Below are 17,170 nucleotides of genomic sequence, written 5' to 3'. Positions count from 1 at the left end.
AGAGTTAAGGTATACAGATTTACTTGAAAAATTCAAGCCAACATGTCGCTTTTGCCAGAAAATAAAAAACCGGAAATGTGATAAATATATAAATCTTGTTGAAAGATACGCTATTACAGGATTGAATAGCAGCAATTGGTTTTTCTGCGGAAAATAATAAAGCAATGACAACACAAACGACGGGTTGGAAATCCGCATTTACAGCATTTTTAGATCGACGTGCATTGATCATGCTGTTCTTGGGATTTTCGGCTGGTGTGCCGATTCTTCTGATTTTTTCCAGTCTGTCTTTATGGTTAGGTGAGGCCGGAATCAGCAAAAGTGCAGTCACTTTTTTTAGCTGGGCCGCATTGGGCTATTCGTTTAAATTCGTCTGGGCACCGCTCATTGATGAACTGCCAGTCCCATTTCTGACCAAGGCTCTGGGGCATCGTCGTGCCTGGTTGCTGATTGCGCAGATTCTGATTGTCTGTGCCATTTCAATTATGGCCTTTTCTGATCCGGCTTTGGGTGCAACACATTTACAGCAAATGGCGCTCGGTGCAGTCCTGCTTGGTTTCTCCGCAGCAACACAGGATATTGTGATTGATGCCTACCGGATTGAACTGGCGGAAACCCAGATGCAGACCGTATTGGCCGCCACCTATAATGCCGGTTACCGGATCGGGATGATCGTGGCCGGTGCTGGTGCCTTGTTTCTGGCAGCCTATTTGGGAACTGCGAAAGGCAACTATATCTATGATGCCTGGAAATGGACTTATCTGGCCATGGCCGGGGTAATGCTGGTCGGGATTGTCACCACGCTTTGCATTCGGGAACCGCAGGTTGACCGTGTGCCTAAACATTATCTGCGCAGTGATTATTTCCGTTTAGTCGCAGTGTTTTTTGTCGCAGTGATCAGCTTTGTACTGAGCTATATCTATTCCGGCAATCTGGTCGTCAGTATTACCGAACAGTTCACCATTCAAGATACTTTTACCTTGTTCTGCTTTGAAGCCTTACGCTTTATTGGTTCCGGTGCGATTGCCTTTGCCATTGGCGCAAGCTTGGTGAAAATGGGTGCAGTCAACAAGCAGATGGCCTATGAAACCTGGGTTAATCCGGTTGCAGACTTCTTTAGGCGCTATGGCTTAAAACTGGCATTGGTGCTGTTGTTATTGATTGGTTTTTATCGGGTTTCCGATATCATTGCCGGGGTCATTTCCAACGTCTTTTATCAAGACCTGAATTTCAGTAAAGAGCAGATTGCCGAAGCGGTCAAAGTCTATGGGGTGATTTTCTCTTTAATTGGTGGTTTTCTCGGTGGTTTACTGGCCCAGAAAATGAACATCATGAAACTGATGTTTGTCGGTGCCGTGCTGGCCTGTTCCACCAACCTGATTTTTATTGGACTGGTCAAATCTGGTGAAAAACTGGCAGCTGTCGAAGTTAGGGTCGCTAATCAGGTTTATCAGGCCGATACCGATGAAGTCGGTTACTGGAAGCTGAATGTACCCAGTGATGTTTTAGCGCAGAGTAAGCAACTGCAAGTGACAGCCAGCTATCTAAATTCAGATCATGCTACTCAGCCTGTACAGGTCAGCATGCCGTATTTGACTGCACAACAGGGCAGCACCCAGTTACAGATCCTGCCGATCACCAGTGACAATACCCTCAATGTCGCTGAACAGGGCAAGACCATTGTGGTACGTGGTCAATATGTCGGTGCAGCGCTGCAACCGAATCAAAAGATTGTTTTACAAATCAATGATCAGAATCTTGAGGCAAAATTAGAAAGTGAAGGCGTATTTACTGCCGCGATTCCTGCGCAGCAACTGATTCAGTCACCCGCACATATTGTCAGTGCAGTCTTGATGCAAGATGGCCAGGCGCTTCAGCAAACCACACATGTTTATCAGGTCAATGATCAGCTCATCCCTGGCCAGAATCTGGATGTTGATATTCAGCCTTTGGCGGTGATAGATGGCAGTAGTTCCGACATGATCGAAGTCAGTGGTAAGGTCATCAAACCTTATAGCGACAAGTGGCTTTATTTTGCCATTATTGTCGATAATCTGGCTGCCGGACTTGCGGGTGCTGCGTTTATTGCATTCTTGTCGAGCCTGACCAGTGTGTCATTTACCGCAGTTCAATATGCGATTTTTAGCTCACTCATGACCCTGACTCCCAAGATTTTAGGTGGATATTCGGGTACTATAGTGACCAATATTGGTTATCCGAAATTCTTCCTCATGACCACGTTAATTGGGATTCCGATCCTGATTCTGGTGGTTTGGGTCGCAAAACTGCTCGGTGAACACCAACAACAATCTGTACAGAAGGATGATTAATATGCGCATGCTGCATACCATGTTACGTGTAGGCAATTTAGAACAATCGCTCAAGTTCTATACTGAAGTACTTGGCATGACTTTGCTTCGTAAACGTGATTACGAAGAGGGCCGTTTTACCCTGGCTTTTGTCGGTTATGGCGATGAAGAAAATCACACCGTACTTGAATTGACGCATAACTGGGATACAGACAGCTATGAGCTGGGCAATGCCTATGGTCATATCGCGATTGCAGTCGATGATGCTTATAAGGCATGTGAAGAGATCAAGGCACGTGGTGGTAATGTCGTGCGTGAAGCTGGTCCAATGAAAGGCGGTGTGACTGTCATTGCATTTGTAGAAGACCCAGATGGCTATAAAATCGAGCTGATCCAGCAAGATCAGGATGCACGTAATAACTAAGTGGGATGTAGCGTGATAGATGAAATGTATTCACGTATAGATGAAAATATTACATCAACCTGAGTGCATAGCATGGGCCCGGCATCTGTTAAGATAGCCGGGCATTTTTTTATCGAACAATAAAACTTTAAGGGAAGAACAGCAGATGCTTAAATTGTTGGCATTGGACCGCTTTACGATATTGCTATTTGTCATGGTGCTGTTGGCCAGTGTAGTGCCTGTCTCCGGACAGGCCGCTGAAGTTTTTGGCTGGATCACGACAGGCGCGATTGCCATTCTATTTTTCCTACACGGTGCCAAGCTGTCCCGCGAAGCGGTGGTGGAGGGGATCATGCACTGGAAATTACATACTTTGGTCTTTGCACTGACTTTTGCCTTGTTTCCTATTCTAGGTTTGCTGGCCAAGCCGATTTTATTGCCAATGCTCGGGCAGGAGCTGTACTGGGGCTTCCTGTTTATGTGCTTCCTGCCATCCACCGTTCAGTCTTCGATTGCTTTTACTTCCGTCGCACATGGGAATGTGGCCGGTGCTGTCTGTAGTGCATCTTTTTCTAATATTATCGGCATGTTTATCACCCCGGTATTGGTCGCATTTTTCATTTTAGGTCAATCTGAGCACGGGTTTGACCCAACCGCTTCGATTATCCAGATTACGCTGTTGTTATTGGTACCTTTTATCTTGGGGCAAATTTTACGTCCCTGGATTTATCCAAAAATGATGAAAATGCCAAAAATCGTCAAGGTCTTTGATCAAGGCTCAATTTTACTGGTGGTTTATGGTGCTTTTAGTAGCGCCGTAGTAGCGGGACTTTGGAATGAAGTCAGTCTCAGTACATTATTGCTGTTATTGCTAGCCTGTTCGGTGCTTTTGACCCTGGTGATGCTGTTGTCGCTGTATATCCCACGCTGGCTGGGTTTTAGTCGCGCTGACCAGAAAACGGTATTTTTCTGCGGTTCTAAAAAAACCCTGGCCAGTGGCGTGCCGATGGCACAAATTCTATTTATTGGCCAGCCACTGGGCATGATTGTCTTGCCGATCATGATTTTTCATCAGATTCAATTGATGGTTTGCGGGATTATTGCCAATGTGTGGGCCAAAGAGGCTGAGTCAGAAGCAGAAGAATAATTCGCATATTAAATTCATTTCACGTATAATAATGCCCACTTGTTGTGCTTAGCTCTGACGGTATCCGTCTCGGTGGGCCAAAAGAATGGTCTGTTGTGGTGTTGATCTGCATGAACTTTGTTCCTGCTTCCTCATTTGAGAGTGATCAATAGCGATGACAGCTAAACCTTCTTGAATCTAATGGAGTAATCGACCATGCGCGCCGATATTCACCCAAAATATGAAACTTTAGTTGCGACTTGTTCATGTGGTAACGTAATCGAAACTCGTTCAGCTGCTGGTAAAGAAACACTTTACCTAGACGTATGTTCAGCTTGCCACCCATTCTACACTGGTAAGCAAAAGAACGTTGACACTGGCGGTCGTATCGACAAGTTCAAACAACGTTTTGCTGGTATGTCACGTTCTGTTAAACGTTAATACCCAAAATGAAAAAACGGGCCTCAAGCCCGTTTTTTTGTGCCTGCCATTTGGAAAATAACCGCATGGCAGGCATATAACTATTTAATGCTCTTGTACATCAATCAGGTGATCGAGTTTTTTCTGGAAATAATCCCCTTGAATAAAGCGGGCATCAACATTCCAGGCATTGGCGAACAGGGTCATATCATTTAATTCGCGGACCAGAATATTCAGCGGTTTGATATCATTATAGCTGGTGATTTTTTCCTGCAGCTGCTCGACTCCAGTCTCGTTATTCAGCATCTGGGTCAAGCTGGAATGCAAGCTGACACCATCTATTTCCAGCTCACGCAGCAAATTCGGACCATACATCGATTGACCAAAATCACGCAGCGCAATCAGCGCGCCATGTTCATGCAGAACACGTAGATATTTCTGCGCATCCTGTTGATTCAGCAGAATATCTTCTTCTGAGAATTGCAGGATCAGCGGATGTCGGACTTTGCTGCGAATAATCGTAATCAGCTTGGAAATAAATTCCGGGAAGCTACGGTCTTTAAAGAGTACCGCACGGTTCAAATTCACGATTAAGGTCGCATCCGGATACTGGGTAATAAAGTTGTGCAACTGTTTACTGGCTTCAACCAGAATCCAGCGATCCAGTTTAATCGACAGCTCATCATCTTCATGCAGTTCAAGGAGTGTAGAAATATCCTGCCATTTATTCTCATAAATGAAGCCGCTGGTCACTTCATAAGTATAAAGGCGGGTATCTTCTTTATCATACAACTGCTGATATTTTAAATGGATTTCACCACGATCCAGACATTCACTCAAAGCTTTCAGGATATGAGGTGTCGCCGCAGGAATAGAGCTGACTGCTGGACTGATCACCGCAACTGTTGGGCTTTCGATTGGTGTTTCAGCCACACTAAAATCGATCTGCGGCATTTCTAGAGATGGCTGGTTGCTCAGTGAAGCAGGAATATCCAGTACAAATTCAGGTGCTACTTCTGCTTGAGGTAAAGACGTAGAGAAGGCTCGTGCAATCAGTTCATTGCAGTGCGCTTCATCATTTAAACCCTGTTCCAGAACCACATAACCCATGCGTAAATTGAGCGGGAACGAATTTTGTCCCACTGTCACTAATTGTGGCTTGCTGAGTGCATTTAATCCGATCAGTTTGGATTCAAGAATTGCTTTGGAATCTGCCTGGAACAGACCGACAAGGACGTCATATTCCAGCTTGAATAATGGAACATGGGTTTGTTCTTTGAGGAATTCTTTAACAGCTTTGAAATATCCACTAAACGTCGTCCACTCAGACTGTAGAACTTCTGGTTCATAGGAACTTAAAGAGAAAGTTACTATGGCATTTACAGGTGCGGACTGTTTGGTTATTTCACGTTTAAGGAGCTGGAAAGTACTCGGTTTTCCGGCCGGCTTCTCGGTATTGCCTGCTTGAGCCTGAGTATCAATAGTAATTTGTAGTGCATCTTCTTCAGCGCTGGATGGCAAGAATTCCAGTTTTAATGGGTTAGATGTGGCGACACGCGGATTAAGAGAGTGGATTTCAACCCGGCCTAAATCGACCTGGCCTTGAGAAATCTTTTTGAAACGTGTTTTAAAGTCGTTTAGATCAGAAGGTTGTAATAGATCTAGCAGCGGCAGGCCAATAATCTCGTCTTCACTTTGTAAGCCAAACAGTTTCAGATAGTCTGCATTGGCCTGAATATGAATCCCTTCTTGAATGGTTGCGATGGCACGGTTACTATCTTCGACTAAGGATTGTGTCTGACTTTGTGCTGCTTCCAGTTCATTGAGCAAATGTTGCTGGGTCTGCGATACACGGCTAAATGACAATGCCCGAACCAGTCCCACATAAAAGCGTTCCAGGTAGTCAAAATTGAGAATGTCATAAATTCCTTTATGAATATACTGGGCATAGTGTTCAGCCTGATAGTCATCCGGTTTAAGCAAAATCATCGGCAGATGAGACTGCTGGGAAAGACGCACCAGACTTAAGGCCTGTTCATATTTCAGATCATAAGCACGGCCAAAGATAATCAGATCCCAGTTAAAATTTAACTGTTTTTCAAAAGATTGCAAATCATCAAGCAGGACAGCATCGACCTGATAGTCATTGCTGGTCAGAAGATCACGGATTTGGTTATATCTAATTTGATTATCATCAATAATCAGTAAACGTGTTTCGGTACGTTTTAACTTTTTAGACAATAATGGATTTCTCACTTCAATGCTTCCCATAAATCATGATTTCTGCTTTCATTCATGTGCTGACCGATAAAGTTTTCTATCATTTCTTCTTCTTGATCATTCAATAATTCATAATCAAAACGGATAAAACTCTGCGTAATCAGTTGTGCTTTGGTCAGATAGATTTTTAATTCTTTCTGACCGAGGCGTAAATGAATGGTTTGTTTTTCCCTAAACATCTGTGAACCAGAGACAATCACACTGGTCGTGACCTGATCCAGTTGCGTCATTTTTACCAGCAGTGCAGGCTGATAATTGACATGATGGCGTTCGGTACGGCTATAAGCCGCGCAAGGGAATAATTCCTGAGCCAGAACTTCCAGACCAATTTCCAGACTCTTGTCGGTCGATTGCTTGATCCAGCGAATCACACCACCACGCCACTGACGCTGTGATTTTTCCTGAACCAGAATAAATTCACCGGTTTTCAGATTGGCAGGGGTAATACCAGTCCATTTAATCCGGTAACCATTGACACTAATATCCAGAACTTCAGCACTATGAATCTGTTTGGTTTCGCGATCGAGGGCCTTGATGCTGCTAAAACCACTTGGAATGGCATTTTCCATTGAGCTGACAAAACTGCTTTCACTCTGGAAATTATAATTGGCCTCAAGTTCCAGGGTCTCGTTAAAGTTTTTACCTTTGGATAGATAAAAATGTGCCACCGTCAAGCCAAAGCAGATATTGATCTGGGCTGAATATTCATAACGTTCGTGACGGCGTTCGATATTATTCGAGAGCAGATTATAGATATGAAAATGTAGTGCAGGGGTCAGGAACAGTTTTTCATTACGCGACAGATACTGGGCATTTTTGCTTTGAGTATGGGTCAAATGTTCCATCAGATTCTGGGTGGAAATATAGAAGCTTGGCTGAAAATTTTCACCCTGATGCGAATTAAAGATCGGGGGGTGATCTTTGCTGGCATCCACCACATAGCGGGACAGTGTGGTTTCTTTCGGTAGAATCTGCACCAGTTTGGCCCAGTCAAAACTGCATAGGTACAGCCCCTGAATTTCTGCAGGGCGAATCTGATGGGTATTAAAAATATCCAGTAAAATTAGTTGAGCATAAGCATGTGCAATATTCTGGATCTCGTGCTGGGTGCCTAAAACCTGATTGATATTGCTTTGGTAGAAATTATTTTCGATTGCACATTCAAGCAGTTGATGTGCAGCCAACCATTGCCCCATATCCGGTGTGCTGTATAACATATGCTGTTGATATAACAGCAGGCTGAGCTGTTGCAAAGCATAATAAATCGACACCATACGCGCGGTTTGAATGCTTTTCTTTTTACCCAGAGAAAACAGGGAAAATTTTTGATGGGTCAGTTGATGATTACAGCGTTTGACGATATCAATATAAATTTTGGCAAAATGGCTACGCAGCAGCATGGCCAGTTCAATGATTTGATCGTTACGATCCGAAGTAATCAGCCCCTGATTGACAAAATGCTTTTCCAGACTGGTCAGAACATTTTCAAGGGTCGGATGCAAGACCTGAATCAGGTCAAAGCGCAGGGTTTCTGTGCATTTCAGCTCAGAAATTTCTAATAAGGCATTAAACAGGGATTTGGATGAATTTCCCAGTTGCAAAATTGAAATACCGGAAACCCACTCTTGCAAAGCTTTGGCAGTCGTCGGGCAAAAGCTCAGCTGATCCCGTGTGAGTTCCGTCGGTGTCTGAAAAATGTCGGACGTATGCTTGCTCATCTTTATTATTTAACTCAAAAATGTTGAAACCCCAAAAAGCGGTGTCTTATTGTTCTCGCCCGCTATTTCTCGAACCAGTTTAGGAACCAAATACCCCGGAAGGTTCGCTAAAACTTCAGTATAAATCTCATAAATGTCATCAGGTGGTAAATCAAAATGATGTGCACCTTTTACTTTATCAAGTACATGTAAATAATACGGCATCACCCCGGCATCAAACAAGCGATAGCTTAAATCTGTCAAAACCTGAGCAGAATCATTCACACCTTTTAATAAAACTGTCTGATTCAGCACAGTAATCTGTTGTTGAACCAACTGGTTCAAACGCTTGCAGGTGAAGTCATCCAGCTCCGATGCATGGTTGGAGTGTACCACCAGAATAATACGTAGCCTACTGTTTTTTAACATGCTAAGTAGCTCTTCGTCCACCCGGTTAGGGATCACAATGGGAACTCGTGAATGTATTCTTAAAAATTTGAGCTGTGGTAGAGATTCTAGCCGCTCGATCCAGAGTTGCAATTTCCGGTTGGATAAGGTCAGTGGATCACCACCGCTCAGAATCACTTCATTAATATCAGGCTGGCTTTCCAGATATTGCTTGATATTGATCCAGTCTTCATTTTTAGGCAGGTTGTCCTGATAAGGAAAATGCCGGCGGAAACAGTAACGACAATGCACGGCACAGGCACCGGTCAGCGTCAGCAAGAAACGCGATTTATATTTATGTAATACGCCGGGCTGCTGATTGGCCTGCTCTTCGCCCAAGGGATCGGTAACAAATCCCGGATGATCTTCCAGCTCCAGATGATGCGGCAGGACTTGTAACAGTAGCGGGTCTAAAGGATTGCCTGGCTGCATTTTGCCGACAAAAGCACGTGGCACGCGTAATTTGAACTGTTCACTAGCCAAAATGGCACCTGAGAGCAGCTGCGCCGGTGCGAGTTGCAGCAGTTCAAGCAGTTCGTGCGGATCGGTAATCAGGTCGCTAAGCTGTGATTGCCAGTTTTGTTCTTGATATAAATAATTCGTCATGCTGGAAGATTAACAGTAGAAGTGGGAGGGCAAGGCCAGAGGGTTGCAGTTTAACAGTTTGTCGAGAACCAGAATAATCTGCTGTGCGATAAAGTTTGTCGTCATGACTATATGTATGTCAAAAATGATGACAGCCGGATGGCATTTTAGCGTCCAGCAAGACATGAATAAACAAAGGATTTTCATGCCTGATGCTAACTTAGGCAGTGTGAAGGGCTGAAAGCGGAATTTTTCATTGCGGCGAGCGCCATTGCTCATTTAGAATACGTAACATTAAATGAATGTGCATGTGGCAACTTAATGTTCGTGTCAGACTTGCTAAATGACATTGCAACAGCCCTTAGCATCGATAGATTAAAGTTAGTAAGTTTGGAGTGCGCCAGTCATGGCCTATTATTCTACGAATGATTTCAAATCAGGCCTTAAGGTTATGCTTGATGGTAACCCATGTTCAATCATGGAAAACGAATACGTAAAACCAGGTAAAGGCCAAGCCTTCAACCGCGTAAAATTACGTAACCTTAAATCAGGTAAAGTTCTGGAAAAAACATTCAAATCAGGCGAGAACCTAGAAGCGGCTGATATCGTTGAAGTAGAAATGGAATACTTGTACAACGATGGCGAAATGTGGAACTTTATGGATCCTGTATCGTTTGAACAGATCGCAGCTGATAAAACAGCGATGAGCGAGGCTGCAAAATGGTTAAAAGACGATTCAAATGAAAAATGTACCATTATGCTGTTCAATGGCGTGCCGTTAAACGTGACTCCACCGAACTTCGTGGTACTTAAAATCGTTGAAACTGATCCAGGCGTTCGTGGTGATACTTCTGGCGGTGGCGGTAAGCCGGCGAAACTTGAAACAGGTGCTGTGGTACGTGTTCCATTATTCGTACAGCAAGAAGAAAGCGTTCGTGTAGATACCCGTACTGGTGATTATTTAGAACGTGCATAATGGTTTTAAAATAGACTATTATCGAGAGGGATGATCTAGATCATCCCTTTTTTTATGCCAAAGTCTTAGAGGAAAGTGAAAAGAACAGGCGTAAAGTCGCAAGGGAAAACAGCAGTACTTCGAACAACAACAACCGCGCTGATTTGTATGCATCACAATATGAGGGATTGAATGGAAACTTTACAAAAGAAGTCCACGCTGACTTCGAAAATAATTTGGCTTTTGGTAGCCATAGTGGGTGCAGTCTCCTTTGGAGTGCTGGCCCTGAGTCGGGGTGAGCATGTCAATGCAGTCTGGCTGGTACTGGCAGCTGCCTGTGTCTATAGCATTGCTTACCGTTTCTATAGCCTGTTTATTGCCACCAAAGTATTTGAGCTGAATGAACGCCGTTTAACCCCTGCGCATCGTCTGGCCGATGGTCTGGACTATGTGCCAACCAATAAAAGTGTTTTGTTTGGCCATCACTTTGCTGCAATTGCCGGTGCAGGCCCGCTGGTCGGTCCGATCCTGGCCGCGCAAATGGGTTATTTGCCCGGAACCATCTGGCTCTTGGTCGGTGTAGTACTGGCCGGTGCGGTACAGGATTTTCTGGTGCTGTTTATTTCGACCCGTCGTGACGGTCGTTCACTCGGTGAAATGGCCAAGCAGGAACTCGGCACCTTTGCCGGTATTATCGTCATGCTGGGTGCTTTAGGCGTGATGATCATCATCCTGGCGGTGTTGGCACTGGTGGTCGTCAAAGCCTTAACCAATAGTCCGTGGGGCGTGTTCAGTATTGCTGCCACGATTCCGATTGCGATCTTTATGGGCGTGTATATGCGTTTTATCCGTCCGGGTAAAATTGCAGAAGTGTCGATTATTGGTTTTGTATTGATGATGCTCGGGATCATCTACGGTGAAAACATCGCGCAACATCCGTACTGGGGGCCGTTCTTCACACTATCGGGAACTGAGCTGACCTGGGCATTGATTATCTATGGATTTATTGCATCAGTATTGCCGGTGTGGCTGTTGCTTGCGCCACGTGATTATCTATCCACTTTCTTGAAAATTGGTGTAATTGCCGGTCTGGCGATTGGTATTCTGTTTGCCATGCCTGAAATGAAACTGCCAGCGGTGACCAAGTTTATTGATGGTACTGGCCCGGTATTTGCAGGCTCCATGTTCCCATTCCTGTTTATTACCATTGCCTGTGGTGCGATTTCCGGTTTCCACGCCTTGGTCTCTTCGGGAACGACACCGAAACTGGTCAATAACGAACGCGATATCCGTGTGATCGGTTATGGCGGTATGTTGATGGAATCTTTTGTGGCGATCATGGCTTTGATCTGTGCCGCAGTTCTGGATCCGGGAATTTATTTTGCGATTAACTCGCCAGCCGCCTTACTCGGGACTACCGCAGAAAGTGCGGCAGAAGCAGTGCGTACCCTTGGTTTTGTGGTAACTCCTGAAGCCTTGACTTTATTGGCTCAAGAAGTCGGTGAAAACTCGATTCTGTCACGTACAGGTGGTGCACCGACTTTTGCGATTGGTATGGCGCATATCATCACGGAAATTTTTAATAGCCGTGAAATGATGGCGTTCTGGTATCACTTTGCGATTCTGTTTGAAGCTCTATTCATTCTGACAGCGGTAGATGCCGGTACGCGTGCCTGTCGCTTTATGGTGCAGGATACAGTCGGCATCGTGATTCCTGCGGTGAAAAACTCGCATAATTTCTTTGGTAACTTGCTGGGTACTGCGGTTGCAGTCGCAGGTTGGGGCTTCTTCGTCTATCAGGGCGTGGTCGATCCACTCGGCGGCATTAACAGCTTATGGCCGCTATTTGGTATTGGTAACCAGATTCTGGCTGCGATGGCGCTCATTCTCGGTACAGTCATTCTGTTCAAAATGAAAAAACAGAAATATGTCTGGGTCACCATTATCCCGACCGTTTTCCTGTTCATTACTTCCATGACTGCCGGCTGGCAGAAGATTTTCCACGAAAATCCGAAGATTGGTTTCCTGGCACAAGCTGATCGTTTCAATACGGCCATCGCCAATAATGAAATCCTGGCGCCGGCTAAAAGTATTGCAGAAATGCAGACTGTGGCCATGTCGAATCAGATTAATGCCGCACTTTGTGCCTTTTTTATGATCGTTGCTTTTGTGATGCTGTTCGCCGCGATTCGCGTGATTCGTCGTGCTTTAGCAGATCCGAATCCTTCTGTGCATGAAGCGGAAGCCATCTATCGCGATCCTGAAGACATTCAGCCAGCGAAAGGTCATTAAGGAGAGTCTTATGAATCTGAAATTTGCCAAAAGCGGAAAAACCATGATTTATAAAATCATCAAAATGACCGTGATGTCACAAAAGGATTTGATTCTGAATCCGAAAAACTGGTCACGTATTGCGACCTTGTGGCAACGCTTGCAGCAAAGTTTCCGCCTGATGGTTGGGGTGCCAGATTACCAGACCTATGTGGAGCATATGCGCAAGCATCATCCAGACCTGGAAGCGATGGACCCGAAAACATTTTATCGTCACTGTGTGGATTCGCGTTATCCATCGGCAGGCGGCGGGATGAAAAAGTGTCCGTGTTAATCATTGAGTAAAACAAGCGCCTTTCGGGGCGCTTTTTTATGCCTAAATATCGGTCTTAAAAATGGCCGAGCGAATGACCTCTCATTTCATTCACTCAGTTGTTTCAGAATATTCTTGATTCAAATCCAGGATAAAAATAAATCTGCATACCTTTTAAGTATGGTGTTTTAACTATCATAAATAAAATGTATACGAGGTATTAATACTCGCACTCGAAGAAAAAATGATTTCTTCTTGAACCGGTTTTTTTGCCTGTTTTCTATGTTGCCATTTTCTCCGTACTTGATAAAACCCACCTATTTTTATTTGAATTTTCGCCATTTTGTCGCGGGTATTCTCATTCAGTTACACAGATAGAGAATTGATCTTTTGGGGAAATTAAAATTTCAGTGTATGTTAATCCTAGACCGTGTTTTATTAGGAAAATTAGTGTGATCTGGGGCATGAAACAAAAGGAAAATAACGATACTGCACATCTCAATACTGTGCTTGAACAAAAGATTGCAAGTTATGCGCCCAAGATCCAGCATTTTTTTGAAGAGGTCAATGCCATCGTACTGGACAAGCAGGCCCAGACCAAGTTGGCGCTGTGCTGTCTGATTGCAGGTGGTCATGTTCTATTTGAGGATTTACCGGGTCTGGGGAAAACCACATTGGCGAGTAGTCTGGCACATCTGGCAGGGTTGAAGTTCCAGCGGATTCAATTTACCAACGATATGCTGGCCAGCGATGTCATCGGCATTAATATGTTTAACCAGAAAGAACATCAGTTCGAGTTTAAACAAGGCCCGATTTTCACCCAGATTTTACTGGCAGATGAAATTAACCGTTGTAGCCCCAAAACCCAGAGTGCCTTACTTGAAGCCATGGAAGAGGGTTATGCCACCATTGATGGCGTACGCTATGCCTTGCCAAAACCATTCTGGGTGATTGCCACGCAAAACCCGCTGTTTCAAAGCGGCACTTATGCCTTGCCGGAATCGCAGCTGGATCGTTTTCTGATGCGTTTGTCTTTGGGTTATCCATCGCGTCATGCCGAGAAGCTGTTATTACAGCAGGAATCCCGTTTTGCCCTAATTGCCAGTCTGGCGCATATTTTTACTGAAGATGAAATTCTGGATCTGCAAAGTCTGGCGCATCAGGTCTTTATGAGTGAAGCGATTCAGGAATATCTGCTCGATCTGGCGGAAGAAACCCGCAAGAACCGTCATGGCCTGTCCACCCGTGGTTTATTGGCACTCAAGCGTGCAGCACAAGCACATGCGCTGATTCAGCAACGTGCCTTTGTCACAGCGGATGACGTACAGGCCGTATTTGTGGCGGTGACTTCACATCGTCTGGGTTTGAGTGAAGCTGAAACTTTGAATGTCATGCAACAGGTTGCGGTCAGCTAAAGGAGTTCTCTCTTGGATAAAACCTGGCAAAAATGGCTGGCCAAACGCTTTCAATTTTCTCAGCAGAAACAGCTCTCGCAGAAAGACGTCTTGGTATTTATTTATCAGCAGGGCTATCTGTATCTGGTGTTGATCTTGATCACCTTTGTGGCAGGGGTAAATTATGCCAACAACCTGATTTTAGGTTTCTGCTTTTTAATCAGTGCTGTGCTGTGTATCAGTTTTTATCTGACATTTAAGCAGCTGCATGGCTTAAAAATTGAATTAATCGCGGATGAAGTGGGGCAGGTCGGACACAGTCTGAATCTGCAAATGTATTTTCAGCAGCAGCAAGTTCGACCACATTATTTGTATATTAAAGCTGGAAATCAGCTACACAAAGTTTATCTGAATGCACAGAAGCAGCAGTTTATCCTGCCATTTTATGCAGAGCAACGCGGTAAATTTGATTATCCCGTCATTCAAATATATTCGGTTTATCCTTTTGGATTGGTTCGGGCCTGGACTTATCTTTATCATCAGCATACTGCCTGGGTTGCGCCCAAAGCGGAAGTTTTTAGTGCAGAAAATAAATACCATCTGAACCGCTTTGAACCAGATATGGATGAATTTCGCGAGCTGCGAAATTACCAGACTGGCGATTCCTTGCAGTCGGTATCCTGGAAGCAGTTTGCCCGAGGACAGGGCTTATATGTCAAGGTTTTTGAGCAGTATCAGGATGAACACAGTATCGAGATTCATTATGAACATATGCCGACGCAATCACATGAAGAAAAACTTGAATTTATGATGGGACTGATCGAGCAATGCGAGCAACAACAATGTGCTTATGCACTGCATTTGCCCCAAGCCGAATTGCCACAGGGTGCAGGTGAAGCGCAACTGCGTAAAGCCAAACAGTTATTGGCACAGGCCTAAGGCAGATAAAGCAATGATCAATGCAAAAATCCGTACTTCGATTGTACTGACCTTGAGCCTGATTCTCATCGCCCAAATGGCATTTATTCCTGTTTTACTCAGCATTATTTTTGCCATCAGTATTCTGTGTATCTGGATTTATCTGAAACGTCAGCAGCCATTTCCTAAAATTGGCACCTTCTTGCTCACAGTTTTGGCACTGGGCAGTATTTATTTAAGTTATCAGAGCTTTATTGGTGTTGAAGCTGGAGTGGCAGTTTTATCGACATTTTTATTTGCCAAATCACTGGAAAGTAAAAACAGGCGTGACTTAATTATTTTGTTTAATTTTGCCCTGTTTGTCGCTGCCAGTTCATTTTTATACAGTCAGTCATTTGGCATGGCGATCGTGATTGTGCTGTGTTTAATCAGCTGTCTGATTGGCCTGTACCGGATTCAGACCAGCGAGTTTGAGCAGGAGCAGACCACCCAGCGTGCAGCATTACAACAGGATGCCAAGCATGTAGCGAAGTTTATCCTGTACGCCATTCCATTTTTCCTGCTGCTGTTTATTTTCTTCCCGCGTTTGCCACCACTTTGGCATATTCCCATCCCAGAAAATAAAGGTGTGACCGGTATTAGCGACAGCATGTCGCCCGGTGATATTGCTGAATTATCGCAGTCTAGTGCATTGGCTTTCCGGATTATCGGTGATGTCAGTAAACTCCCACCGCGTTCAGAGCTGTATTGGCGCGCCTTGGTACTGGATGAATATGATGGTCAACGCTGGACCAGCAGTTTCGTCAATCAGCAACCTTTAATGCGACAGCCCATGGATAGCTCGCCAGTGCCGGTTGGATGGAACTATCAATATCTGGCTGCGGATCCTTCGGTGTTCTGGATCATGGGGCTGGAAAAATCAATACCTGTGGAGCGCCGTTATTATAACCGTCAGGACTGGAGTATTGTACCGCGACGACTCACGCAACGCGTTGAACCGATTCCGCTGCAGTGGATGGGGACACAATATGATCCTCAGGCTGTAGGTCAATATCTCGCGCGAATCAATACCCAGGTACAGCGCAGATTCGACCCTCAAGCGCAGCAGCTGGCACAACGCCTATATACGCAAAGTGCTGAAGATCCACGCCGTTATGTGCAGAACATTCTGAACTGGTATCAGCAGAATAACTTTGTTTATACCCTGAAACCGGGCCAGTTGGGACAAAACCGGATTGATGAATTTCTATTTAATTCGCGGCAAGGGTTTTGTGAGCATTATGCATCGAGTTTTGTCATGCTGATGCGTTATGTCGGGATTCCTGCACGTGTGGTGACTGGTTATCAGGGTGGGGAACTGGCACCGGATCGTAAGAGTTGGGAAGTCCGGCAACTGGATGCTCATGCCTGGACAGAAGTCTGGTTAGATCAGAAATGGCAGCGCTTTGATCCGACCGCCATGATTGCGCCGCAACGTATAGATGGCGGAATGCAAAACCTGCTGTCTCAAGATGAAAGAGTCTGGTCAAATAATTCGACCTGGACATCGCAGAATAATCAGTGGATGACCAAGATGCGGGTCTGGAGCGATTATGCCAGCTACCAGTGGCAAAGCAAGGTGGTGGGTTATAATGCAGAATCGCAACAGAACTGGCTATCAAAATTAGGTCTGAGTTCGGTTTATTCGAGTATTATCGTTTTGCTCGGCAGTATTGCATTACTGATTCTAGCCTATGGACTCAGAATTTATCTAAAAGCCCGACAGGCTCAATCCCCATTTGATCGTGCTATCCAACAGTTGAATCAATCTTTAGCTGATGATCTCAAAAAACAGCCTGCGGAAACTTTTCATCACTGGATGCAGCGTTTATCCCAACAGGTTAAGATTGAAAATCAGTCTGCATTTATAGAAGCAATCCGGATTTTTGAAAAATATCTTTATTCAGGAGTAGAACTTACTGATCAAGAATTGAAAAAATTCAAGGATTTGCTTAAAACTTGTGCTGATAGTTTGAAAATCAAATGAAAAGACTTGTCTTCAGTCAGAAAAAT

The 17,170-nt window shown here is 44.6% G+C and carries 13 protein-coding genes; 10 read left to right on the top strand and 3 right to left on the bottom strand.

Translation table 11 applies throughout. The features are described from left to right. The first annotated feature begins 164 nt into the window (after positions 1 to 164). The 4 genes from FTU90_RS07170 (at position 165) to rpmE (ending at position 4,279) form a co-directional block, all read left to right on the top strand. Positions 165 to 2,330, top strand: coding sequence for an MFS transporter (locus FTU90_RS07170; protein ID WP_180072113.1), 2,166 nt, complete (start codon positions 165 to 167; stop codon positions 2,328 to 2,330). A 1-nt stretch (position 2,331) separates the two neighbouring features. Further along, a complete protein-coding gene (gene gloA / locus FTU90_RS07165) occupies positions 2,332 to 2,733 on the top strand; it encodes a lactoylglutathione lyase (RefSeq protein ID WP_005096493.1) in 402 nt (133 codons plus the stop codon). 145 nt (positions 2,734 to 2,878) lie between these two features. Next, complete coding sequence (locus FTU90_RS07160) at positions 2,879 to 3,859, top strand: bile acid:sodium symporter family protein (RefSeq protein WP_005171651.1); 981 nt, start codon at positions 2,879 to 2,881, stop codon at positions 3,857 to 3,859. Between the two features lie 195 nt (positions 3,860 to 4,054). Next, positions 4,055 to 4,279 (top strand): 50S ribosomal protein L31, encoded by a 225-nt coding sequence (rpmE, locus tag FTU90_RS07155; RefSeq protein ID WP_005096496.1) that lies wholly within the window; start codon positions 4,055 to 4,057, stop codon positions 4,277 to 4,279. An 84-nt stretch (positions 4,280 to 4,363) separates the two neighbouring features. Here the strand turns inward: rpmE and FTU90_RS07150 are convergent, their stop codons facing one another. The 3 genes from FTU90_RS07150 to epmB are packed head-to-tail and all read right to left on the bottom strand — an operon-like array spanning position 4,364 to position 9,288. After that, positions 4,364 to 6,529 carry an EAL domain-containing protein gene (locus FTU90_RS07150; protein WP_180072111.1) on the bottom strand — a complete coding sequence of 722 codons (2,166 nt, stop codon included), beginning with the start codon at positions 6,527 to 6,529 and terminating at the stop codon, positions 4,364 to 4,366. After that, positions 6,511 to 8,256: a GTPase gene (locus FTU90_RS07145; RefSeq protein WP_180000251.1), complete on the bottom strand. Its 1,746-nt coding sequence runs from the start codon at positions 8,254 to 8,256 to the stop codon at positions 6,511 to 6,513. Before FTU90_RS07145 ends, FTU90_RS07150 begins: the two co-directional genes overlap by 19 nt. 9 nt (positions 8,257 to 8,265) lie before the next feature. Continuing rightward, on the bottom strand, positions 8,266 to 9,288 hold the full coding sequence (epmB, locus tag FTU90_RS07140; RefSeq protein WP_180072109.1) for an EF-P beta-lysylation protein EpmB: 1,023 nt from the start codon (positions 9,286 to 9,288) through the stop codon (positions 8,266 to 8,268). Between the two features lie 385 nt (positions 9,289 to 9,673). Here epmB and efp point away from each other — a divergent pair, with 385 nt between their 5' ends. From efp to FTU90_RS07110, 6 genes are all read left to right on the top strand, one after another. Next, positions 9,674 to 10,243 (top strand): elongation factor P, encoded by a 570-nt coding sequence (gene efp, locus FTU90_RS07135; RefSeq protein WP_180072108.1) that lies wholly within the window; start codon positions 9,674 to 9,676, stop codon positions 10,241 to 10,243. Between the two features lie 171 nt (positions 10,244 to 10,414). After that, on the top strand, positions 10,415 to 12,514 hold the full coding sequence (locus FTU90_RS07130; RefSeq protein WP_005171642.1) for a carbon starvation CstA family protein: 2,100 nt from the start codon (positions 10,415 to 10,417) through the stop codon (positions 12,512 to 12,514). Between the two features lie 10 nt (positions 12,515 to 12,524). After that, the gene (locus tag FTU90_RS07125; protein WP_005096505.1) at positions 12,525 to 12,827 is read left to right on the top strand and encodes a YbdD/YjiX family protein; all 303 of its coding nucleotides are present in this window, start codon (positions 12,525 to 12,527) and stop codon (positions 12,825 to 12,827) included. A gap of 431 nt (positions 12,828 to 13,258) precedes the next feature. Continuing rightward, positions 13,259 to 14,221: a MoxR family ATPase gene (locus tag FTU90_RS07120; protein ID WP_005096506.1), complete on the top strand. Its 963-nt coding sequence runs from the start codon at positions 13,259 to 13,261 to the stop codon at positions 14,219 to 14,221. 12 nt (positions 14,222 to 14,233) lie between these two features. Continuing rightward, positions 14,234 to 15,139: a DUF58 domain-containing protein gene (locus tag FTU90_RS07115; RefSeq protein ID WP_180072107.1), complete on the top strand. Its 906-nt coding sequence runs from the start codon at positions 14,234 to 14,236 to the stop codon at positions 15,137 to 15,139. A 13-nt stretch (positions 15,140 to 15,152) separates the two neighbouring features. Further along, positions 15,153 to 17,144 carry a DUF3488 and transglutaminase-like domain-containing protein gene (locus FTU90_RS07110; RefSeq protein ID WP_180072106.1) on the top strand — a complete coding sequence of 664 codons (1,992 nt, stop codon included), beginning with the start codon at positions 15,153 to 15,155 and terminating at the stop codon, positions 17,142 to 17,144. The last annotated feature ends 26 nt before the right edge of the window (positions 17,145 to 17,170 follow it).

This window comes from Acinetobacter sp. YH12200 (assembly GCF_013418175.1).
Lineage (GTDB): Bacteria > Pseudomonadota > Gammaproteobacteria > Pseudomonadales > Moraxellaceae > Acinetobacter > Acinetobacter pseudolwoffii.
The sequence above is the reverse complement of the archived record's forward strand: the minus strand, read 5'-3'. Positions and strand labels throughout refer to the sequence as shown.

Excerpts from the sequence above, each read along its gene's own strand:
- FTU90_RS07170 (WP_180072113.1), top strand. The coding sequence starts at position 165 with ATGACAACACAAACGACGGGTTGGAAATCCGCATTTACAGCATTTTTA.
- gloA (WP_005096493.1), top strand. The coding sequence starts at position 2,332 with ATGCGCATGCTGCATACCATGTTACGTGTAGGCAATTTAGAACAATCG.
- FTU90_RS07160 (WP_005171651.1), top strand. The coding sequence starts at position 2,879 with ATGCTTAAATTGTTGGCATTGGACCGCTTTACGATATTGCTATTTGTC.
- rpmE (WP_005096496.1), top strand. The coding sequence starts at position 4,055 with ATGCGCGCCGATATTCACCCAAAATATGAAACTTTAGTTGCGACTTGT.
- FTU90_RS07150 (WP_180072111.1), bottom strand. The coding sequence starts at position 6,529 with ATGGGAAGCATTGAAGTGAGAAATCCATTATTGTCTAAAAAGTTAAAA.
- FTU90_RS07145 (WP_180000251.1), bottom strand. The coding sequence starts at position 8,256 with ATGAGCAAGCATACGTCCGACATTTTTCAGACACCGACGGAACTCACA.
- epmB (WP_180072109.1), bottom strand. The coding sequence starts at position 9,288 with ATGACGAATTATTTATATCAAGAACAAAACTGGCAATCACAGCTTAGC.
- efp (WP_180072108.1), top strand. The coding sequence starts at position 9,674 with ATGGCCTATTATTCTACGAATGATTTCAAATCAGGCCTTAAGGTTATG.
- FTU90_RS07130 (WP_005171642.1), top strand. The coding sequence starts at position 10,415 with ATGGAAACTTTACAAAAGAAGTCCACGCTGACTTCGAAAATAATTTGG.
- FTU90_RS07125 (WP_005096505.1), top strand. The coding sequence starts at position 12,525 with ATGAATCTGAAATTTGCCAAAAGCGGAAAAACCATGATTTATAAAATC.
- FTU90_RS07110 (WP_180072106.1), top strand. The coding sequence starts at position 15,153 with ATGATCAATGCAAAAATCCGTACTTCGATTGTACTGACCTTGAGCCTG.